Raw genomic sequence first — 17903 nt, 5'->3', positions numbered from 1 at the left:
TCACCCAGCCCCCGTCAACCCCTTACCCACTCACCACCCCTCCCCCATCCCCCAATAGGGTGACTAAATGTCGCCAAATCATTACCGGGCGCTACCCTCACTCGCGTGAAGCACTCCGTGAAGCACTCCGCCACCCGACAGACGCGACGCGGCCGGGGCCCCGCCCTCCGGATCGGCCGCTCTCTCGCCTTCGTCCTGCCCGTCGTCCTGGTGCTCTCCGGGACTCTCGCGGTCACCCGGGTCGACTGGTCCGGCGACCCGGCGGACTCGATGCTCGCCGCGTCGGAAGCCGCCTCGTCCAAGACCGCCCCGCGGGCCGCAACCCGCGCACCGCACGAGGTGCTGCGCGACCGGCTGCTGACCGAACTGCAGGAGGAGGACCCGGGCACCGCCCTCACCCACCTCCAGCAGGCGGTGAACGAGCGCCCGTCGCTGGCCGACCACTGCGCGACCATCGCCCGCGCCCTCGGCCGGGCCGCCGTGAAGGTCTACGGCCCGAAGCGCGCCCAGTCCTACTCCCGCCCCGTCTGCGACACCGCCTTCGCCTCGGGCGTCCTGGCCGCCCACGGCTAGGACCGTCGGCGACACAGTCGCCGAGGCCGACGAAGAGGCAGCCGAGAGGGCCCGCGGAGCGCCGCGTAAGGTTCGGGCATGACCGATCCGCACGCCGCGTCCCGCGGGCCCGTCCAAGCCGTCGTCCTGGCCGGCGGACAGGGTTCCCGGCTGCGCCCGTACACCGACGACCGGCCCAAGCCGATGGTCGAGATCCCCGGCACGGGCACGCCGATCATCGGCCACCAGCTCGCCTGGCTCGCCGAGGAGGGCGTGACGGACGTCGTCATCTCCTGCGGCCACCTGGCAGAGGTACTGCAGGACTGGCTGGACACGACCGACCTGCCCCTCTCCGCCACCACCGTCGTCGAGACCGAGCCCCTGGGCCGCGGCGGCGGCCTCAAGTACGCCGCCGCGCACCTCCCCCACCCGGACCGGCCCTGGTACGCCACCAACGGCGACATCTGGACCCGTTTCTCGCTGCGCGACATGGCCGACTTCCACGCCGAGCGGGACGCCGTCGCGACCCTCGCACTGGCCCGCCCCAGGCTCCCGTGGGGCGCCGTCCAGACGGACGGCTTCGGCCACATCACCGACTTCATCGAGGCACCGCCGTCCACCTTCGAGATCAACGCCGGCGTGTACGTCTTCTCGTCCGCCTTCGCCGCGATGCTCCCGGAACGCGGCGACCACGAGCGCACCACCTTCCCCCGCCTGGCCCGCGAACGCCGCCTGGCCGGCTTCCCCCTCCCCCAGGGCTCCTACTGGCGCGCCATCGACACCGCCAAGGACCTCACAGAGGCCTCCCGAGAACTGGCAGCCCTGACAGGCCGCTGAAGCACTCTGAGCACCAGCGAATCCCGTGCTGCGGACCTGCCGGAGCGTTCCCTGCGCGGGAGTGCCGCATCAGAAGCCCAGGTAGGTGATCTGGAGGACGTAGACGCGTTCGTCCCGCACGACGATCTGGTAGGTGAACATCCCGCCGGGGACCGTGATGTCGCCGCCCTTCGGATCGTCTCCACCGTACGCACGGCCGTGCAGGTACTGGGCTTCTGCCGCCCTGACCAGCTCGGCGGCCTTGCGTTCCACGGCGGTGAGGAAGACGGGCGGGGCGGTACGGGCGGCTTCCTCCGCGCCGAAGGCGTACTCCCAGGCCCAGCTCAAGCGTGTACTGCCTTCATCGCCTCGTCGAGGACGGTACTCAGCTCTCGCAGCGCTTCACGGGCCACGTCCGCGTCCTCGTGTTCCAGGTCGTTCTTGGCCCGGGAGTGGCGGGCCGCGAGGTCGGGCCGGCGGGCGATCTCGATATCACGGGCCCACGCCAGGGCCCAGCCGCGTACCGGGCTGAGCGACTGCCATTCCAGGGCCTTGGCGAACGCCTCCTCCTTGGTCTGCTGCATCTCCGGCAGACGCCCGGGCGCAACGACGGCGAGGGCGGCTCGCAGCGCGTCCGGCGTCTGCTCGGGACGGGGGACCAGCTCGTGTCCGTGTTCGGCCTGAGTGCTCATGAAGTCCTCCCGGGAGTGCACCGGCCAGGGTAGTCGTCCGGGACGGCTGGTGAATCGGGACGCGAACATCGAGTGCGTTTCTCCTGGTCAACGAGTGTGTGAAGGGCCCTGCTCAGAGGGCGTCTCGGGCGGCGCCTCGCCGGCGGTCGGGCGGCAGTCGCGGCAGCGGTCTTCGGTTTCGGGGGCGCGGAAGCCGCGGTCGCAGCCGTCGCAGTTGCGTACCTCGTAGCGGGGCGGTGGTGGGCAGGCGGGGGTCCTGAACGGCGGCGGGGGTGGCAGCTGGGCGGCGAGGCGGTGGGCGAGGAGGGCCGCGGGGCGGCGCAGCGGGTCGTCCGGCAGATCGGCGGTCAGGGCGTGGCGTACGCCGCTGGGGGTGGCCTCCCGCTCCAGCCAGGCGGCGACGCCGGGGACCAGATGAGCCGTGTCGGACGCGGAGAGCAGGAGGCGCGAGTCGTGTCGGCGCAGGGTGGTGAGGAGGTCGGTGGCCTGTTGGAGGAGTACGGGGGCGGTGCAGCCGGGCTGGGGGACGGCGGGGAGTGCCTTCGGCTTCGGGCGGGGCGTTGCGGGTGGGCGGGCGGTGTCGGTGGGTTCGCTGCGGGTGGCTGCTTTGGGCTGGTTGCAGGAGACGGTGCGGGTGATGATGCGGCCGGTGGTGGTGCGGACGCGTTCGCGGCGCAGGTAGCCGTGGGCCTCCAGTTCGCGCAGGGCGGCGGCGATGCGGGTGGGGCCTTCTGTGAAGCGGGCGGTGAGGGACTTGATGTCGGCGCCTGCTCCGGTGGGCAGCGACTGGATGTGGCAGCCGAGGCCGATCGCGAGGAGCGAGAGTTCCTCGTGCTGGACCAGGTGGTTGCCGATCACCACGAAGCGGGTGGTGTGGCGGGTGTTCTCGTGGACGATCCCGCGCCCGTGCGGAGTCCGGTGTCGGTGCGGGCGGGTCGGATCGGCGGTGTGGGCTGACTGGGCGCGCAGGGGCGCGCTAGGGTTTTGGGTACCCATCGGGAAGTCTCGTTTCCTAGGTGGTCAGGCCCTCGCTCTGGGATGCCAGTCCCGGCGGGGGCCGAAGTCTTTTCGGATGCGGTCGTTTGCGCTGAGCGTAAGGGAGTTGAGGGGCCCGAAATCCAGCTGAGCCGGTGATGTTCACCCACCCGAGTGACGACTCTCCTCGGGAGGAGGGGTGGGGCTTGGTGGGGTTCTTTCTCCCGAGTTCTTTGTATGGGTAGGCGCCGACGGCACCGAAACCTCGAAAAGTGGGTTCCGGTGGCGTGCAACGCCGTTCAGGGGCTGTCCGCCGATTGTCCAGTGCTGTCCGGGCCGCCCGAGCCGTTGGTGCGGGTAGGGCGTCGCGGTACGGCGCGGGACGACGGAGGGGTGCGGCGATGACGGCAGTGGACGGTGAGGCGGTACAGCCTGCGGAGACGGACGAGCCGGGGTGGGAGGTGGACCCGGACGACGAGTGGGGCATCGCGGTCATCACCACGGTGGGGCGCCAGTTGAAACTGCGCCGCGAGGCCGCGGGGCTGCGCGCCGGCGAGTTCGGGGTGGCGGTGGGGTACGGGGAGGACCTCGTCTACAAGGTGGAGGGCGGGAAGCGGATTCCCCGGCAGGAGTATCTGGATCGGGCCGACGAGGTGTTGGGAGCCGGTGGGCTCATCTCGGCGGCCTGGGAGGACGTGAAGAAGGTTCGGTACCCCAGGAAGGTTCGGGACTTGGCTCGTGTGGAGGCTCAGGCGGTCGAGCTGACCGCTTACGGCACCCACAACCTCCACGACCTGCTGCAGACAGCGGACTACATGAGGGCTTTGTTCGAGATGCGGCGGCCGGCGCACCCTCGGGACCAAGTGGATCGCCTGGTGAGCGCGCGCATGGCCCGCAAGGCGATTTTCGAGCGCGATCCCGCTCCGGAGTTGTGCTTTGTCCAGGAAGAAGCGACGCTCAGGCGGCCACTTGGGGGCAGAATGGTTCTGCGCCACCAGTTGGAACACCTTGTGGAACTCGCTCAGATGCGGACTGTCGAGATCCAGGTGATGCCGATCGACCGTGCTGTCCATGCCGGCATGGGAGGCGAGATCCAGGTGCTGAAGTTCGCAGACGGCACGGCAGTTGGTCGAGCCGAGGGGGACTTCGGCAGCCGTCCGGTCGCCGAGTTGAAGCATCTTCGGATCATGGAACTGCGGTGTGGCATCATCCGGGCTCAGGCTCTCTCGCCTGGGGAGTCGCTGGCTTTCATCGAGCAAGTGCTGGGAGAGACATGATCCGTGGGGACGGCTCGGAGCTGCGGTGGTTCAAGAGCAGCTACAGCGACAGCAGCAACAGCAACGAGTGCGTTGAGGTCGCCGCCACGCTGAGCACGGTGCACGTACGCGACTCCAAGAGCCCGCAGGGCGCTCAACTCGCGCTCGCGCCGGAGGCGTGGGTGGGGTTCCTCGCGTACACCGTGGCGCGCTGACACCCGCAACGTCACGCGCCCCGCGCCCGGTTGGCTGCCGGGGCGGGGCGCGCTGGTGTAGGCGCGGGGCCTAGCCCAGGAGGCCGCCCACCAGGCGGCTGCCCGGTTCCCCGGTGGAGGACGAGCCGCCGTCGCCGGTCTCCTCGGTGCCGGTGCTGCCGCCGCCGGTCGAGCCGCCCGTGCCGCCCGTCGAGGAGCCGCCGGACGTCGGTCCCGCCGAGGTGCTCGGCGCCCGGTTCTCCGGGGTGGACTGCTGGGGCGGGGCCTGGCCCGAGGTGCCCTGGGTCTGGCTGGGCACGGTGCCGCCGCCGGTTGTCGTGCCGCTGCTGTCGCGGGTCGCGCCCGGGGTGGTCGCCGAGCCCTGCGAGGGCGTGGACGCGCCGCCGGTGGCGCCCTGGGTGGGGGAGGCGGACGCCTCCGGGGAGGTGGAGGTGGACCCGGGCGAGCGGGTGCCGGGCTCCTGCGGGAGCGGGCTGCCGGGCAGTTCGTTGCGCGGGGACTCGCCGGGCCCGGGGACGACCACGCGGTCGGAGTCGCGTACGGCGCCGCCGAGCACCGAGCCGATCAGGAGGGTCGCACCGGCGACCAGGAAGGTGACGAGGGCGCCGCGGCGCAGGACGTAGCGGCGCAGGTCCCAGATGTCGGCGCGGGGGCCGAGCCGGCGCCAGGCGCTGCCGGCGAGCCTGCCGTCCACGGAGTAGACGGGGGCGCCCGCGATGATGAGCGGGGACCAGGCGGCGAGGTAGATGATGTCGGGCGCGTCGTAGACCGGGACGCTCTTCCAGCTGACGGTGAGCAGGAGCGCCGCGGACAGGCCCGCGCCGATGCAGGCGGCCACGCGCTGCCAGCAGCCCAGGACGGTCAGGACGCCCACCAGGACCTGGAGGAAGGCGATGACCAGCCCGGCGCCCACCGGGTGGGCGAGGGCGAACTGGCGCAGCGGCTCGGCGACGTCCCACGGGTGCAGGGTGTTGAGCCACTTGACCATGGAGCCGCGTTCGCCGCCGTCGAAGTAGACGGGGTCGCAGAGCTTGCCCATCCCGGCGTAGACGGAGATGAAGCCGAGGAAGACGCGCAGCGGCAGCAGCACGACGCCGAGGTTCATGCGGCGGCCGGGGAAGTAGGCGTGCCGCGCGGGGTCGTCGCCGCGGCGCCTGCTGCGCGGCCCGTCCGGGGCGGTGCCGTCCTCGTAGCCGTCCCCCGCGTGCGGGGCCGGACCGAAGTACTCGTCGCCGTAACCCGGTTCGTCGTCGGCGCTGCCGACGGTGCGCATGGCGGGCAGCAGCCGGGTGCCGTCGGGGACGGGCCCGCGCTGGGCGCCGACGAGGGGCGTCTCGAGCGTCTGGGTGTCGGGACCCTCCCCGTACCCGCCGTCCTCGTACCCCAGGGGCTCGCCACCGAGGTCGACCCGGGGGATGACCTGCGTGGCCCCGGCGTCGGCGGCCGGGGCGGCGGCCTGGTGGCCGGCGCCCGCCCGCACCGCCTGGAGCAGGCGGTGCGCGCCGGTGTCGTCCGGATCGGACCGCCCGCTCCACACGACGGGCCGGCGGCGGGCGGCCGCGGGGGTGCGGGCGGTGGCCTGGGTGGCGCTCAAGTGCTGCGCGATCCGCGGGGACTGGGCCCGCCGCGCGGAGGCACCGAACTGCACGCGGAAGCTCGCGTGGTTGACGATGACCTGCGCCGGATCGCTCGGCACCTTCACCATGCTCAGCGCGGGAGCGTCGTCGTATCCCGACGAGCGGTCCCCCGTGGGTGTGCGGGGTGTTCTGGTGTCCACACTCATCTAACCGAGTGATGTGTCGTTAGGACACTGCCTTGACCGCCCCGATCTGTCCGGACCGCGTCAAGCATGTCCGGACAGCCTCGAACGCCCCGTTCGGGTTACTTCGCGAACATCCGTTCGCGGCGGAGTCAGCTCCGGCGGCGCGCCGCCTCGTAGAGCACGATGCCCGTGGCGACACCCGCGTTCAGCGACTCCGCGCCGCCCGGCATCGGAATCCGCACCCGGACGTCGCAGGTCTCGCCGACGAGCCGCGACAGGCCCTTGCCCTCGCTGCCGACGACGACCACCACCGGCCCGTCCAGCACGTCCAGGTCGCCGAGTTCGGCCTCGCCGTCGGCGGCGAGGCCGACGACCGTGATCCCGGCCTTCTGGTACGACTCCAGCGCCCGCGTGAGGTTGGTGGCGCGCGCCACCGGCGTACGGGCGGCGGTACCGGCGGACGTCTTCCACGCGCCCGCCGTCATGCCGGCCGCGCGCCGCTCGGGCACCACGACGCCGTGGCCGCCGAAGGCGGAGACGGAGCGCACGACGGCACCGAGGTTGCGCGGGTCGGTCACGCCGTCGAGGGCGACGATCAGCGGGTCCGCGCCCTCGTCGTGGGCGGCGGCGACCAGGTCCTCGGGGTGCGCGTACTCGTACGGCGGCACCTGGAGCACGAGCCCCTGGTGGTTCAGCCCGTTGGTCATCCGGTCCAGCTCGGGGCGCGGCGCCTCCATGAGGTTGATGCCGCCGCGCTCGGCGGCCAGCTGCAGCGCCTCGCGCACTCGTTCGTCGTTGTCGATGAACTGCTGGACGTAGAGCGTGGAGGCGGGCACCCCGTCGCGCAGTGCCTCGTAGACGGAGTTGCGTCCGACGACCAGCTCGGACGTCGACCGCCCGCCGCCGCGCCGCTGCTGCGGACGGCCGGTGGCGCGGCGCGTCTTGGCGTTGGCGGCGCGCTGCTTGGCGTGCCCCTTGCGCATCTCGGCCGGGGGCGTCGGCCCCTTGCCTTCCAGGCCCCGGCGTCGCTTGCCGCCGCTGCCGACCTGCGCGCCCTTCTTGCCGGACATGCGGCGGTTGTTCGCGGCCATGAGTTACCTGTCTCCGCTCTCTACGGGAGTGTGCGTGAAGCGTGCGTCTCAGTGCAGTGTGCCGCCCGGGGGGCCGGGCGGCACAATCGATCTACGGGTCCGGACCTCGCGGCCCGGCCGGATCAGCGGGAGCCGAGGCTCCAGCGGGGCCCCTGCGGGCCGTCCTCGATGACCAGTCCGGACTGCCCGAGCTGATCGCGGATCGCGTCGGCGGTGGGCCAGTCCTTGCGGGCCCGCGCGGCCTCCCGCTGGTCGAGCACGAGCCGTACGAGGCTGTCGACGACGTGCCGCAGGTCCTCGCCCTGCTCCTGTTCCCCGGCCCAGTGCGCGTCCAGCGGGTCCAGGCCCAGCACCCCGAGCATGGCCCGCACCTCGGCGAACCGCGCCACGGCGGCCTCCTTGTCGTCGGCGGCCAGCGCGCTGTTGCCCTGCCGGACGGTGGTGTGGACCACGGCGAGCGCCTGCGGGACGCCCAGGTCGTCGTCCATCGCCTCGGCGAAGGCGGGCGGCACCTCGGCGGCGGGCTCGACGGCGCCGCCGGCCAGCTCGGTGACGCGCTGCACGAAGCCCTCGATCCGCGCGTACGCCGACTCGGCCTCGCGCAGGGACTCCTCGCTGTACTCGATGGTGGAGCGGTAGTGCGGGGTGCCCAGGTAGTACCGCAGCACGACCGGCCGCCACTGCTTGACCATCTCGCTCACGAGCACGCTGTTGCCGAGCGACTTCGACATCTTCTCGCCGCTCATGGTGACCCAGGCGTTGTGCACCCAGTAGCGGGCGAAGGTGTCGCCGAAGCCCCTGGCCTGGGCGATCTCGTTCTCGTGGTGGGGGAAGATCAGGTCGATCCCGCCCCCGTGGATATCGAACTCGGTCCCCAGGTACTTGTGCGCCATCGCCGAGCACTCCAGGTGCCAGCCGGGACGCCCCCGCCCCCACGGCGTCTCCCAGCTCGGCTCCCCGGGCTTGGCCGCCTTCCACATGGCGAAGTCCCGCGGGTCCCGCTTGCCGCTCTCGTCGTCTCCGGCGGGCTGGCGCAGCTCGTCGATGTCCTGGTTGGACAGCGAGAGGTAGCCGGGCAGCGACCGTACGTCGAAGTAGACGTTGCCGTCGGCCTCGTAGGCGTGCCCGCGCTCGATGAGGCCGCGCATCATCTCGACCATCTCGGTGATGTGCCCGGTGGCACGGGGCTCGTACGTCGGCGGCAGGCAGCCGAGGACGGTGTAGGCGTCGTTGAACGCCCGCTCGTTCTCGTAGCCGATGGACCACCAGGGGCGGCGCTGCTCGGACGCCTTCCTGATGATCTTGTCGTCGATGTCGGTGACGTTGCGGATGAACGTGACGTCGTAGCCGCGGTACGCGAACCAGCGGCGCATGATGTCGAAGTTCAGCCCCGACCGGATGTGCCCGATGTGCGGGGCGGCCTGCACGGTGGCGCCACAGAGGTAGATCGAGACACACCCGGGTGTGAGGGGGGCGAAGTCACGGATCTGCCGGGCGCTGGTGTCGTACAGCCGAATAGTCACGAGTCCAGGGTAGTAGGCGCGGCACAGTGCACAGGGCCCCACTGGCGCGTTGTTGCCCAACCGAGGCACTGGGGCGAGGCCAGCCTCCCGCCACCCGAGCCCCCGGCCCCCTGCGGGCGACGGCAACCTCTCGCCCCCCGGTCCCCTTCGGGCGACGGCGGCCCCTCACCCCCGAGCCCCTGCGGGCGACGGCGGGCTCTTGCCCGACCGAGTCGGGTGGTGGGTGGGCACAGGCCGGGGTCCAGGGGCGGAGCCCCTGGCGGGGCGCGGGGCGGCGCCCCGCACGGCACGGCATCGCAGGGCACCACCACCCCCCGCCCGGGGAACCCCAGCCCGTCCGTCGTCGCCCCCGACACCGACACCGGCGCCCCCACCGCCGCGGAGAGCACCGACTGCGCCTCCTCCCGCCGCTTGCCGATCTTCGGCCGCGCCCCCACCACCTGCACCGCGACGTTCCCGATCCGGAACCCCGCCGCGCCGACGATCCGCGCCGCCTCCGTCAGCAGCGTCACCCCGGACGCCCCGGACCACTCCGGCCGCCCGGTACCGAAGTGCTGTCCGAGGTCACCGAGCCCCGCCGCGGAGAACAACGCGTTGCACGCCGCGTGCGCGACCACGTCCGCGTCGGAGTGCCCGGCCAGCCCCGGCCCCTCGCCGTCCCACTTCAGACCGGCGCACCACAGCTCACGCCCGTCCTCGAAGGCGTGGATGTCGGTCCCGATCCCGACCTGCGGCAGCACCACGTCCCAGCCGGCGGCCCCGGCGCCCCCGGCACCCTCAGAACCCATCGTTCAGCCTCCTGCGCGCCAGCACGGCCTCCGCGAGGACCAGGTCCAGCGGCCGCGTCACCTTGAACGCCTCCTCGTGCCCCGGCACGACCACCACGGTCAGCCCGAGCTGCTCGACCATGCTCGCGTCGTCCGTGACGTTCTCGGTCACCGTTTCGTGGGCCCGCAGCAGCGTCTCCCGGTCGAAGCCCTGCGGCGTCTGCACCGCCCGCAGCCGCGCCCGTTCCGGCGTCGCCACGACCGGCTCCGGCTCGCCCGGCACCCTGGCGGGCCGCACCTCCTTCACCGTGTCGGCGAGCGGCAGCGCCGGCACCACGGCGGGCGCGCCCTCCCGCACGGCGTCGATCACCGCGTCCACCGTGTCCACCGGCACCAGCGGCCGGGCCGCGTCGTGCACGAGGACGATCCCGTACTCGGGCGGCAGCGCCTGCAGACCGAGGGCCACGGACTCCTGGCGCGACTCGCCGCCGGGCACCACGAGGAAGTCCGTACGCTCGGGCAGCGCGTGCGCGTCGAGGAGGCTCTTGACCTCGGCCGCGCCGTCCGGCGGGGCGACGACCACGACGAGGGAGACCCCCCGGGAGGCGGCCATCGCCCGGATCGCGTGGATCAGCATGGGCGTGCCGCCCAGCGCGCGCAGGGCTTTCGGAGCGCCCGGTCCGAGCCGTACGCCCCGGCCGGCGGCCGGAACGACGGCCGCGGTCCTGGTGTTCGTACGGTCGCCGGCGGACGCCTCCGCCGGCGTGCCGGCGGGCGAGGGACGCGATTCGTCAGACATCGGTTCCTGTCAGGTTTGTGTGCTCGACCTAGGTGGGTAGGGCCTCATCGTGCCGGGCGCGACGCCTTGACCGGACCCTTCCGTGACCCTGGTCGAGCCTGCAGTCCGGGCCCGGCACGCCAGGACCCGGGGAAGCCTCCCGGGACGAGCGTACGAGGATCATGGTCGCCGGGAGCCCCGGACGTGGGAAACGGTGTTCGGGACGTCCACGAAGGTGCCCGTGAGGGACAGAAGCCGGGTACGAACATGCCGCAGCGCCCGGCAACAGCTCGGCTGTCATCGGGCACCGCGGCATTTCAGTGCGCCGGACCGGGTGGTGTGCGGTCCGCGCCCCGCCTCAGGTCAGGAGGCGAGCACCTCGTCGAGCAGGGCCTCCGCCTTGTCCTCGTTGGTGTTCTCCGCGAGAGCCAGCTCGCTCACCAGGATCTGGCGGGCCTTGGCGAGCATGCGCTTCTCACCGGCGGAGAGTCCGCGCTCGCGCTCGCGGCGCCACAGGTCGCGTACGACTTCCGCGACCTTGATGACGTCGCCGGAGGCGAGCTTCTCCAGGTTTGCCTTGTAACGACGCGACCAGTTCGTGGGCTCCTCGGCGTACGGCGCGCGCAGCACCTCGAAGACCCGGTCCAGTCCGTCCTGACCGACCACATCACGCACGCCGACGAACTCCGCATTGTCCGCTGGCACACGTACCGTCAGGTCGCCCTGGGCGACCTTCAGCACCAAGTAGGTCTTGTCCACGCCTTTGATCTGGCGAGTTTCGATAGCCTCGATCAGCGCGGCCCCGTGATGGGGATAGACCACGGTGTCGCCAACCTTGAACGTCATGTGACAGGTACCCCTTCCGTGGCTATCCAGGGTAACACGGATTCGACGTCTTCTGAATGGCGTTTTCGCAGGTCAGGGCATATCTCGGGGCTTGACAACACCAACAGGAACGTGCTGCGCGGAGCGAGCGGAAGAAAGTATTCGCAGGTCGGAGCGGCTCTTCAGGTCGGGTGAAACACGCACGCCACACACATCCGGAGGGCCACCCACCGGCCCGAAGATCCCGATATGTCCGGTTCCACCCGTGCGACTTACGCTACTCCGTTCGGTGGCCGGGACGGGGTTCCGGCCGAATCCGGAATTGATCACGACACGCCCCGCCGGCCCGGCGATGATCAATTTCCTGGCCGTCCGCGCATTCCTTCACGGAAAATTCGCGCCCGTTCGGCGACCCGTATGGACGTCCGTATGCCGGAGTGCTTCTTATCCGAATGGCGGACGAGTACGCACCGCAAAGCGACCGGGGAACGGCCGGCCCGCGGGTCCGGGCCTACCGCCTGCCGGGCGAAGCCGCCGGCCGTTCGGGGAGGGTCGGGTGCGGCGGTCCGAGAACGGCTCGATAGCCTGAGGCCGCTGACAGTCACTTAGGGCGGCTTTATCCGTTGCCGCCGTCTCGCTCGAGTCCTAGGAGTTGCCGCCGCCGTGAGCAGCAGCCTTCGACGCGGCGCACTCGCCGCCGCCGCCATCGCGTTCTCGATCGCCTCGCTCGCCGCGTGCGGCGCCGGTCACAACGCCCAGTCGCTGGAGATCAAGCCCGACCACGCTGCGACGGCCGTCGGCGACATCAAGATCCAGAACGCCGTGGTCATCACCCAGCCCGACCGCGAGTCGACCGGACCGGCCGTGGTCTCCGCCACCCTGTTCAACAGCGGCAAGACGGACCAGACCCTGGAGTCGATCACCGTCTCCGGCACCGAGAAGTCCGCCGAGCTGAAGCCCGCCAAGGGCGAGAAGGGCGACCTGACCGTCCCGGCCGGCGGCTCCCTGATCCTCGGCGGCAAGGACAACGCCGCCGCGGTCCTGCCCAGCAGCCGCGAGGCGATCCAGGACGGCAACGCGCAGAAGATCACCTTCACCCTCAGCGAGACCGGCGAGGTCGGCCTGCGCGCCTTCGTCGTCCCGGCCGAGGGCTACTTCACCGGCTGGGGCCCGAGCGAGGTCCCCTCGGCCCCCGGCGCGTCCGCGGAGCCCTCCGGTGACGCCTCCGGCGAGCCCGCCGACGGCGAGGCCTCCGGCACCCCGGAGAACGGCGAGACGGCCCCCGGAGCGGGCGGGGCCACGGGCGAGGCCGACGCCACCTCCCAGGGCACCGGCACGGAGACGGGCGCCGGCACCGAGGCGGAGACGGGCGCCGAAACCGGCAACTGAGCGTCGTACGCACGACAACGACACGTACGGAGGAAGGGCGGGGGCTCTCGACTGAGAGCCCCCGCCCTTCCTCCGTATCAGCCGTGTCGGCGGGCCTACGGCTCGAACTTGTAGCCGAGCCCGCGCACGGTCACCAGGTACCGCGGCGCGCCCGGGTCGGGCTCGATCTTGGCGCGCAGCCGCTTGACGTGGACGTCGAGGGTCTTGGTGTCACCGACGTAGTCGGCGCCCCAGACCCGGTCGATCAGCTGCATGCGGGTCAGCACGCGGCCGGCGTTGCGCAGCAGCATCTCCAGCAGGTCGAACTCCTTGAGCGGCAGGTCGACCTTGGTGCCGCCGACGGTCACCACGTGCCGGTCGACGTCCATCCGGACGGGCCCGGCCTCCAGGGCGGCCGGGGCGACCTCCTCCGGCTCGCCGCGGCGGCGCAGTACGGCACGGATGCGGGCGACCAGCTCGCGGGAGGAGAAGGGCTTGGTGACGTAGTCGTCGGCCCCTATCTCCAGCCCGACGACCTTGTCGATCTCGCTGTCCTTGGCGGTCACCATGATGACGGGGACGTTGGAGCGGCCGCGCAGCTGGCGGCAGACCTCGGTGCCCGGCAGGCCGGGCAGCATCAGGTCGAGGAGCACGAGGTCGGCGCCGTTGCGCTCGAACTCGTCGAGTCCGTCGGGGCCCGTGGTCGCGATGGCGACCTCGAAGCCCTCCTTGCGGAGCATGTACGACAGGGCGTCGGAGAAGGACTCCTCGTCCTCGACGACGAGCACACGGGTCACGGAAGGACCTCCGGGGCGGGAAGCGTTTCGTACGGGGATGTATGGGGGGATGAGTCGGACCGCTCGGTCTCGTCGCTGAGCCCGGCGTGGTCGGAGCGCTGCCGCGCGCGGTCGCGGGCGAGGCCCGACTCCGGCAGCCGCAGGGTGAACGTGGAGCCCTGGTTCTCGGCGCTCCACACCGTGACCTCCCCGCCGTGCGAGGCGACCACGTGCTTGACGATCGCGAGACCCAGACCGGTGCCCCCGGTGGCCCGGGAGCGGGCCGGGTCTACGCGGTAGAAGCGCTCGAAGACGCGCTCCTTGTCCTTCTCCGAGATGCCGATGCCCTGGTCGGTCACGGCGATCTCGATCACGTCGCCGCCGCCTGCGGCGACGCGGCGGGCGGCTATGCCGACGCGGGTGCGGGCCGGCGAGTAGTTGACGGCGTTCTCGACGAGGTTGCCGAGGGCGGCGGCGAGCTGGCCGCGGTTGCCGCGCACGTGCAGGTCCGCGGTGCCGCCGGCGGCCATGGTGATCTGCTTGGTGCCGGCGGCGTGCCGGCAGCGGTCGATCGCCTCGGCGACCAGCTCGTCCACCCGGACGGGCTCGGCGTCGTCGAGCGGGTCGTCGTTCTGGACCCGGGACAGGTCGATGAGCTCCTGCACCAGGTTGGTCAGCCGGGTCGCCTCGATCTGCATCCGCCCGGCGAACCGCTCCACGGCCTCCGGGTCGTCCGCGGCGTCCATGACGGCCTCGGACAGCAGCGAGAGCGCGCCCACCGGCGTCTTCAGCTCATGGCTCACGTTGGCGACGAAGTCACGGCGCACCGCCTCGATGCGGCGGGCCTCGGTGAGGTCCTCGACCAGCAGCAGCACCAGCCGAGAGCCGAGCGGCGCGACCCGGGCGGAGACGGCGAGGGCCTCCCCCCGCCCGTTCCCACGGCGCGGCAGGTCCAGCTCGACCTGCCTTATCTCCCCGTCCCTGCGGGTGTCCCGGGCCATCTGCAGCATCGGCTCGACGGCGAGCTTGCCGCCCCGCACCAGGCCGAGGGCGTACGCCGCCGAGCTGGCCTTGACGACGGCGTCGGCCTCGTCGAGGACGACCGCGGACGACCTGAGGACCGACAGGACCGTGTCCACGCCGGGCGGGAGTACGGGGTCGGTGTGCAGGGACGTTCGCGTGGGGCGCTTCTGCTCGCGTTCGCTCCAGCGGAACGCCAGCACGGCGATGACGCCGGTGAGCACTCCGGCGATCGCTGCCACTGCGGCGACCGCCGCGTTCACGTCCATGCCTCCAGGTTAGGCACGCCGGACAGCCGCGCCCCAGCCATCGGGGTGCGACCTCGAACACTCGTCGCCCAGAGTTCACCTTGGAGCCAGGGGTGGTTCATTTGGGGTGCCGGAAACGGACGCGTACAGGCCGGAACGTGTAAGCGTGGGGGCACGGCGAGGGGTGCGAGCCGGTGCGAGCAGGCCTGTGAGCCCCCTAAACGGACGTACGAGAGGGAACCCTGATGCGGGACGCGTACCACGAGGAACTTGACTCGATCGGTGACGGACTGGTGGAAATGGCCCGGCTGGTCGGGTCGGCCATCGGACGCGCCACGACCTCGATCCTGGACTCCGACCTGAAGCTGGCCGAGGCCGTCATCGAGGCCGACCAGCGGGTCGACGAGCTCCAGCACGAGCTGGAGGCCCGGGCGATAACCCTGCTGGCCCGGCAGCAGCCGGTGGCGACGGACCTGCGCATCGTCGTCACGTCGCTGCGGATGTCGGCCGACCTGGAGCGCTCGGGCGACCTGGCCCAGCACGTCGCCAAGCTGGCCCGGCTGCGCTACCCGCAGCGCGCGGTGCCGCACGACCTGCACGCGACCATCCTGGAGATGGGACAGCTCGCGCAGCGCCTGATGGCCAAATCCGCCGAGGTGATCATCACCAAGGACGTCGACCTGGCCCTCCAGCTGGAGCAGGACGACGACGCGATGGACCTCCTGCACCGCGCCCTCTTCCAGCACCTGATGGACGACCGCTGGAAGCACGGCATCGAGACGGCCGTCGACGTCACCCTCCTGGGCCGCTACTACGAGCGCTACGCCGACCACGCGGTCGCGGTCGCCAAGCGGGTCGTCTACCTGGTCACCGGCGAGCACGCGGACGAGCTCCAGCCGGACATCCAGCCGGCGACGCAGGCCGAGGGGGCCTGAGCCCCCGCCGGCGCGGGAGCGGAGCGGGGGGGGCGCGCGTTCACCTCAGTGCGCCGTTGATGCGACGGCCGCCCGGGGCGTGCAATGGAGGCCGGCACCAGCTTCCAGGAGGAACCATGGCCGATTCCCCCAGCACGAAGCCCGACCCCGCGCAGGAACGTCCCACCGAACAGCCCGTCGAGATCCGCAGCCTCCCGCTGATCGCCGCGTGCGGCTGCGGCTCGGGCTGCGGCTGCGGCTGCCAGTCGGGCAGCCCCTGCCAGTGCGGCTGACGCGGTACCGCTGCCGCAGCACGCCCCGGTAGCGGTACCGCGGCGTGCGTGCCGCGGCGGCCGGACCCACCCGGCCACCCGCGGCACGCGCGCCCGCCGCGCACTCCGTATGCAGGCCCGTCACCCCGTGGGTACGGCATCGCCACGCGCCGTGGGCAGGGCATCACCACGTGCCCGTGGGTACGGCGTCGCTCGACCTGAGTACGGGTACTCAGGCCCCGGACCGGCTCCCCGTCCGACCCTGGATGCGGCAGGAAGCCGGACGAAGGCGATCCACGACGATCCACGGGAGACCGAGACCTGATGAAGACGAGCGACCGCATACGCGCCCTCACCCGCCTGACCGTCGCCAACCGCGTCTCGGCGGCCTACCTGGCCCTGGTCGGTGGCGCGATGGCGATCGCCGCGGCGCAGCCCCTCTTCGCGACCGGCCCGGACGCGTCCCTCATCTGGGTCTGGCCGGCCCTGTTCACCTTCCCGGCCTTCGGCTTCGTCGCCTGGCTCGGCGAGGCGGCCTGGCGCGGTGACGCCCCGACGTGGCTCTACATCGGCGGCATCGCGCTGTCGGCCCTCGTCCAGTCCCTGGCGCTGGGATCGGTGTGGCACTCCCTGCGCGGCCGCCGGGGCGGACGCCGGGAACGGCTGAGCGCGGCGGGCTGAGGCCGAGATCCCTCTGGGCCGCCCGGGGCGCGGATGCCAGAGTGATCCCATGACGGCACCAGAGGCCACGCACGTGGCGGTCGGCGAGGTCGAGGACGTCGCGGCGGACGGGCTGCGCTGGCTGCTCGGCGCCGCGCGGGAGACTCCCGGGGGCGGTCTCGCCTGGCCGGCCGGGCCGTCGGACGACGCGCTCGACCCGATGCTCTACAGCGGCACGGCCGGCACCGTCCCCGTACTCCTGGAGGCCTGGCGCCACTTCGGCGACGACTCCTACGCCGACGCCGCGCTCCGGGCGGCCCGGGAGCTGGCCGCCCGGGTCGACGACCTCGACGACGACTCCCTCTACTTCGGCCGCACCGGCCTGGCCCTGGTCCTGCGCGTCCTTCAGGAGGAGCTGGGCGACACGGCCGCCGGAGCCGCCGCCGACCGCGCCCTCGCCCTCGTCCGGTCCCGCTTCGACGGCACCCGCTGGGGCTCCCTCTTCGAGCTGATGGGCGGCAACGCGGGCATCGGCCTGGGCGCCCTCCTGACCGGCGACCCGGAGCTGGCCGTCCTCGCCCTGGAGCCGTACCTGCGCACCGCGGAGCGGACCGCGAACGGCGTCCACTGGGCCCACCGCCCGGACACCGACGCCCGCATGCACCACCTCTCCCACGGCACCCTCGGGATCGCGGTGGCCCTCGCCCGGGTCGGCGCCGCCACCGGCCGCACGGACCTGCTCGACCTGGGGCTGACCGCCGTACGGGATGTCGTGGCGCGGGACGAGGCGGGCCCGGACGGCTTCCTCGTTCTGCACTCCACTCCCCAGTTCCGCCCCGACGTGATCGATCCGGTCAGCTACGGCTGGTGCCACGGCCCGGCGGGCGACGCCCAGGTCTTCCGGGCCCTGCGGGACGTCACGTCCGACCCCGCCTGGACCGCTCTCGCCGACCGCTGCTGGCACACGGTCACCCACTCCGGGCTGCCGCGGCGGCTGCGCCCCGGCTTCTGGGACAACAACGGCCGCTGCTGCGGCACCGCGGGCGTCCTCGCCCTGGCCTGCGACCGGATCGCCGAGCAGGGGGACGACCAGGACACGCGCGACTTCGCCGGCGTCCTCGTCACCGACCTCGTCGCCCGCGCCGTCCGGGACGCCGACGGCACCCGCTGGTCCAACTTCGACCACCGTTCCACCCCGGGCGACCTGGAGCCGCAGACCGGCTGGGCGATGGGCGGCGCGGGCATCGTGCGCGAGCTGCTCCGCTTCGTCCGCGTGGCGCGCGGAGGCAGCCCGCGGTACGTCTTCACGTGGCCGGACCAGCCCGCGGTGCCCGCCTGACCGAACCGGACCGCTGCGATCGGGCGCCGTCCTCCCCACCCCTGCCACGGTTGA

The 17903-nt window shown here is 72.4% G+C and carries 19 protein-coding genes and 1 pseudogene; 9 read left to right on the top strand and 11 right to left on the bottom strand.

Annotated features, from left to right (window positions below):
• The first annotated feature begins 117 nt into the window (after positions 1–117).
• Entirely contained in the window at positions 118–573 is a 456-nt protein-coding gene (locus IG94_RS0132410; RefSeq protein ID WP_031045575.1) for a hypothetical protein, read from the top strand.
• A gap of 78 nt (positions 574–651) precedes the next feature.
• Positions 652–1389 (top strand): nucleotidyltransferase family protein, encoded by a 738-nt coding sequence (locus IG94_RS0132405; protein ID WP_031045573.1) that lies wholly within the window; start codon positions 652–654, stop codon positions 1387–1389.
• 69 nt (positions 1390–1458) lie between these two features.
• Here IG94_RS0132405 and IG94_RS0132400 read toward each other — a convergent pair whose 3' ends face one another.
• From IG94_RS0132400 to IG94_RS0132390, 3 genes are all read right to left on the bottom strand, one after another.
• On the bottom strand, positions 1459–1716 hold the full coding sequence (locus IG94_RS0132400) for a hypothetical protein (protein WP_031045570.1): 258 nt from the start codon (positions 1714–1716) through the stop codon (positions 1459–1461).
• Complete coding sequence (locus IG94_RS0132395; protein ID WP_031045568.1) at positions 1713–2060, bottom strand: hypothetical protein; 348 nt, start codon at positions 2058–2060, stop codon at positions 1713–1715. The genes IG94_RS0132400 and IG94_RS0132395 overlap by 4 nt, the downstream gene beginning before the upstream one ends.
• 87 nt (positions 2061–2147) lie before the next feature.
• Positions 2148–3056, bottom strand: a complete 909-nt coding sequence (locus IG94_RS0132390) for a helix-turn-helix domain-containing protein (RefSeq protein ID WP_052410968.1) — start codon at positions 3054–3056, stop codon at positions 2148–2150.
• A gap of 380 nt (positions 3057–3436) precedes the next feature.
• Here IG94_RS0132390 and IG94_RS0132385 point away from each other — a divergent pair, with 380 nt between their 5' ends.
• A complete protein-coding gene (locus IG94_RS0132385; protein ID WP_031045563.1) occupies positions 3437–4312 on the top strand; it encodes a helix-turn-helix domain-containing protein in 876 nt (291 codons plus the stop codon).
• A complete protein-coding gene (locus IG94_RS0132380; RefSeq protein ID WP_031045561.1) occupies positions 4309–4506 on the top strand; it encodes a DUF397 domain-containing protein in 198 nt (65 codons plus the stop codon). Before IG94_RS0132385 ends, IG94_RS0132380 begins: the two co-directional genes overlap by 4 nt.
• A gap of 70 nt (positions 4507–4576) precedes the next feature.
• On the opposite strand, the gene IG94_RS0132375 is transcribed toward IG94_RS0132380, so the two are convergent.
• From IG94_RS0132375 to IG94_RS0132350, 6 genes and pseudogenes are all read right to left on the bottom strand, one after another.
• Positions 4577–6289 (bottom strand): DoxX family protein, encoded by a 1713-nt coding sequence (locus tag IG94_RS0132375; protein WP_078536020.1) that lies wholly within the window; start codon positions 6287–6289, stop codon positions 4577–4579.
• A 128-nt stretch (positions 6290–6417) separates the two neighbouring features.
• Entirely contained in the window at positions 6418–7359 is a 942-nt protein-coding gene (rlmB, locus tag IG94_RS0132370) for a 23S rRNA (guanosine(2251)-2'-O)-methyltransferase RlmB (protein WP_031045556.1), read from the bottom strand.
• A 122-nt stretch (positions 7360–7481) separates the two neighbouring features.
• On the bottom strand, positions 7482–8882 hold the full coding sequence (gene cysS / locus IG94_RS0132365; protein ID WP_031045554.1) for a cysteine--tRNA ligase: 1401 nt from the start codon (positions 8880–8882) through the stop codon (positions 7482–7484).
• A gap of 311 nt (positions 8883–9193) precedes the next feature.
• Positions 9194–9670: pseudogene (gene ispF / locus IG94_RS44440) on the bottom strand (2-C-methyl-D-erythritol 2,4-cyclodiphosphate synthase); the annotation flags it as partial.
• Positions 9660–10448 (bottom strand): 2-C-methyl-D-erythritol 4-phosphate cytidylyltransferase, encoded by a 789-nt coding sequence (gene ispD, locus IG94_RS0132355; protein ID WP_031045548.1) that lies wholly within the window; start codon positions 10446–10448, stop codon positions 9660–9662. The pseudogene ispF and the gene ispD, both read right to left, overlap by 11 nt.
• Positions 10449–10790: 342 nt before the next feature.
• On the bottom strand, positions 10791–11273 hold the full coding sequence (locus tag IG94_RS0132350) for a CarD family transcriptional regulator (RefSeq protein ID WP_003953493.1): 483 nt from the start codon (positions 11271–11273) through the stop codon (positions 10791–10793).
• A 642-nt stretch (positions 11274–11915) separates the two neighbouring features.
• Between IG94_RS0132350 and IG94_RS0132345 the strand changes: the two genes are divergently transcribed.
• Positions 11916–12641: a copper chaperone PCu(A)C domain-containing protein gene (locus IG94_RS0132345; protein ID WP_031045545.1), complete on the top strand. Its 726-nt coding sequence runs from the start codon at positions 11916–11918 to the stop codon at positions 12639–12641.
• A 95-nt stretch (positions 12642–12736) separates the two neighbouring features.
• Here IG94_RS0132345 and phoP read toward each other — a convergent pair whose 3' ends face one another.
• Both phoP and phoR read right to left on the bottom strand, forming a co-directional pair.
• Entirely contained in the window at positions 12737–13408 is a 672-nt protein-coding gene (gene phoP / locus IG94_RS0132340) for a two-component system response regulator PhoP (protein WP_011029519.1), read from the bottom strand.
• A 5-nt stretch (positions 13409–13413) separates the two neighbouring features.
• A complete protein-coding gene (gene phoR / locus IG94_RS0132335; RefSeq protein ID WP_031045533.1) occupies positions 13414–14685 on the bottom strand; it encodes a two-component system sensor histidine kinase PhoR in 1272 nt (423 codons plus the stop codon).
• 224 nt (positions 14686–14909) lie between these two features.
• On the opposite strand from phoR, the gene phoU reads away from it, so the two are divergent.
• The 4 genes from phoU (at position 14910) to IG94_RS0132315 (ending at position 17849) form a co-directional block, all read left to right on the top strand.
• On the top strand, positions 14910–15599 hold the full coding sequence (gene phoU, locus IG94_RS0132330) for a phosphate signaling complex protein PhoU (RefSeq protein ID WP_031045531.1): 690 nt from the start codon (positions 14910–14912) through the stop codon (positions 15597–15599).
• Positions 15600–15715: 116 nt separating this feature from the next.
• Positions 15716–15871 (top strand): hypothetical protein, encoded by a 156-nt coding sequence (locus tag IG94_RS42135; RefSeq protein ID WP_164711395.1) that lies wholly within the window; start codon positions 15716–15718, stop codon positions 15869–15871.
• A gap of 303 nt (positions 15872–16174) precedes the next feature.
• Positions 16175–16531 (top strand): SCO4225 family membrane protein, encoded by a 357-nt coding sequence (locus IG94_RS0132320; RefSeq protein ID WP_043485210.1) that lies wholly within the window; start codon positions 16175–16177, stop codon positions 16529–16531.
• Between the two features lie 49 nt (positions 16532–16580).
• Positions 16581–17849, top strand: coding sequence for a lanthionine synthetase LanC family protein (locus IG94_RS0132315; RefSeq protein ID WP_031045527.1), 1269 nt, complete (start codon positions 16581–16583; stop codon positions 17847–17849).
• Positions 17850–17903 lie beyond the last annotated feature (54 nt).

Origin of the sequence: Streptomyces olivaceus, from assembly GCF_000721235.1 — a bacterium.
GTDB lineage: Bacteria > Actinomycetota > Actinomycetes > Streptomycetales > Streptomycetaceae > Streptomyces > Streptomyces olivaceus.
This window is presented reverse-complemented; position numbering and strand designations above follow the sequence as displayed.

Excerpts from the sequence above, each read along its gene's own strand:
- IG94_RS0132375 (WP_078536020.1), bottom strand. The coding sequence starts at position 6,289 with ATGAGTGTGGACACCAGAACACCCCGCACACCCACGGGGGACCGCTCG.
- ispD (WP_031045548.1), bottom strand. The coding sequence starts at position 10,448 with ATGTCTGACGAATCGCGTCCCTCGCCCGCCGGCACGCCGGCGGAGGCG.
- IG94_RS0132320 (WP_043485210.1), top strand. The coding sequence starts at position 16,175 with ATGAAGACGAGCGACCGCATACGCGCCCTCACCCGCCTGACCGTCGCC.
- IG94_RS0132390 (WP_052410968.1), bottom strand. The coding sequence starts at position 3,056 with ATGGGTACCCAAAACCCTAGCGCGCCCCTGCGCGCCCAGTCAGCCCAC.
- IG94_RS0132395 (WP_031045568.1), bottom strand. The coding sequence starts at position 2,060 with ATGAGCACTCAGGCCGAACACGGACACGAGCTGGTCCCCCGTCCCGAG.
- IG94_RS0132385 (WP_031045563.1), top strand. The coding sequence starts at position 3,437 with ATGACGGCAGTGGACGGTGAGGCGGTACAGCCTGCGGAGACGGACGAG.
- phoU (WP_031045531.1), top strand. The coding sequence starts at position 14,910 with ATGCGGGACGCGTACCACGAGGAACTTGACTCGATCGGTGACGGACTG.
- IG94_RS0132380 (WP_031045561.1), top strand. The coding sequence starts at position 4,309 with ATGATCCGTGGGGACGGCTCGGAGCTGCGGTGGTTCAAGAGCAGCTAC.
- rlmB (WP_031045556.1), bottom strand. The coding sequence starts at position 7,359 with ATGGCCGCGAACAACCGCCGCATGTCCGGCAAGAAGGGCGCGCAGGTC.
- IG94_RS0132405 (WP_031045573.1), top strand. The coding sequence starts at position 652 with ATGACCGATCCGCACGCCGCGTCCCGCGGGCCCGTCCAAGCCGTCGTC.
- IG94_RS42135 (WP_164711395.1), top strand. The coding sequence starts at position 15,716 with ATGGCCGATTCCCCCAGCACGAAGCCCGACCCCGCGCAGGAACGTCCC.
- IG94_RS0132315 (WP_031045527.1), top strand. The coding sequence starts at position 16,581 with ATGACGGCACCAGAGGCCACGCACGTGGCGGTCGGCGAGGTCGAGGAC.
- phoR (WP_031045533.1), bottom strand. The coding sequence starts at position 14,685 with ATGGACGTGAACGCGGCGGTCGCCGCAGTGGCAGCGATCGCCGGAGTG.
- IG94_RS0132350 (WP_003953493.1), bottom strand. The coding sequence starts at position 11,273 with ATGACGTTCAAGGTTGGCGACACCGTGGTCTATCCCCATCACGGGGCC.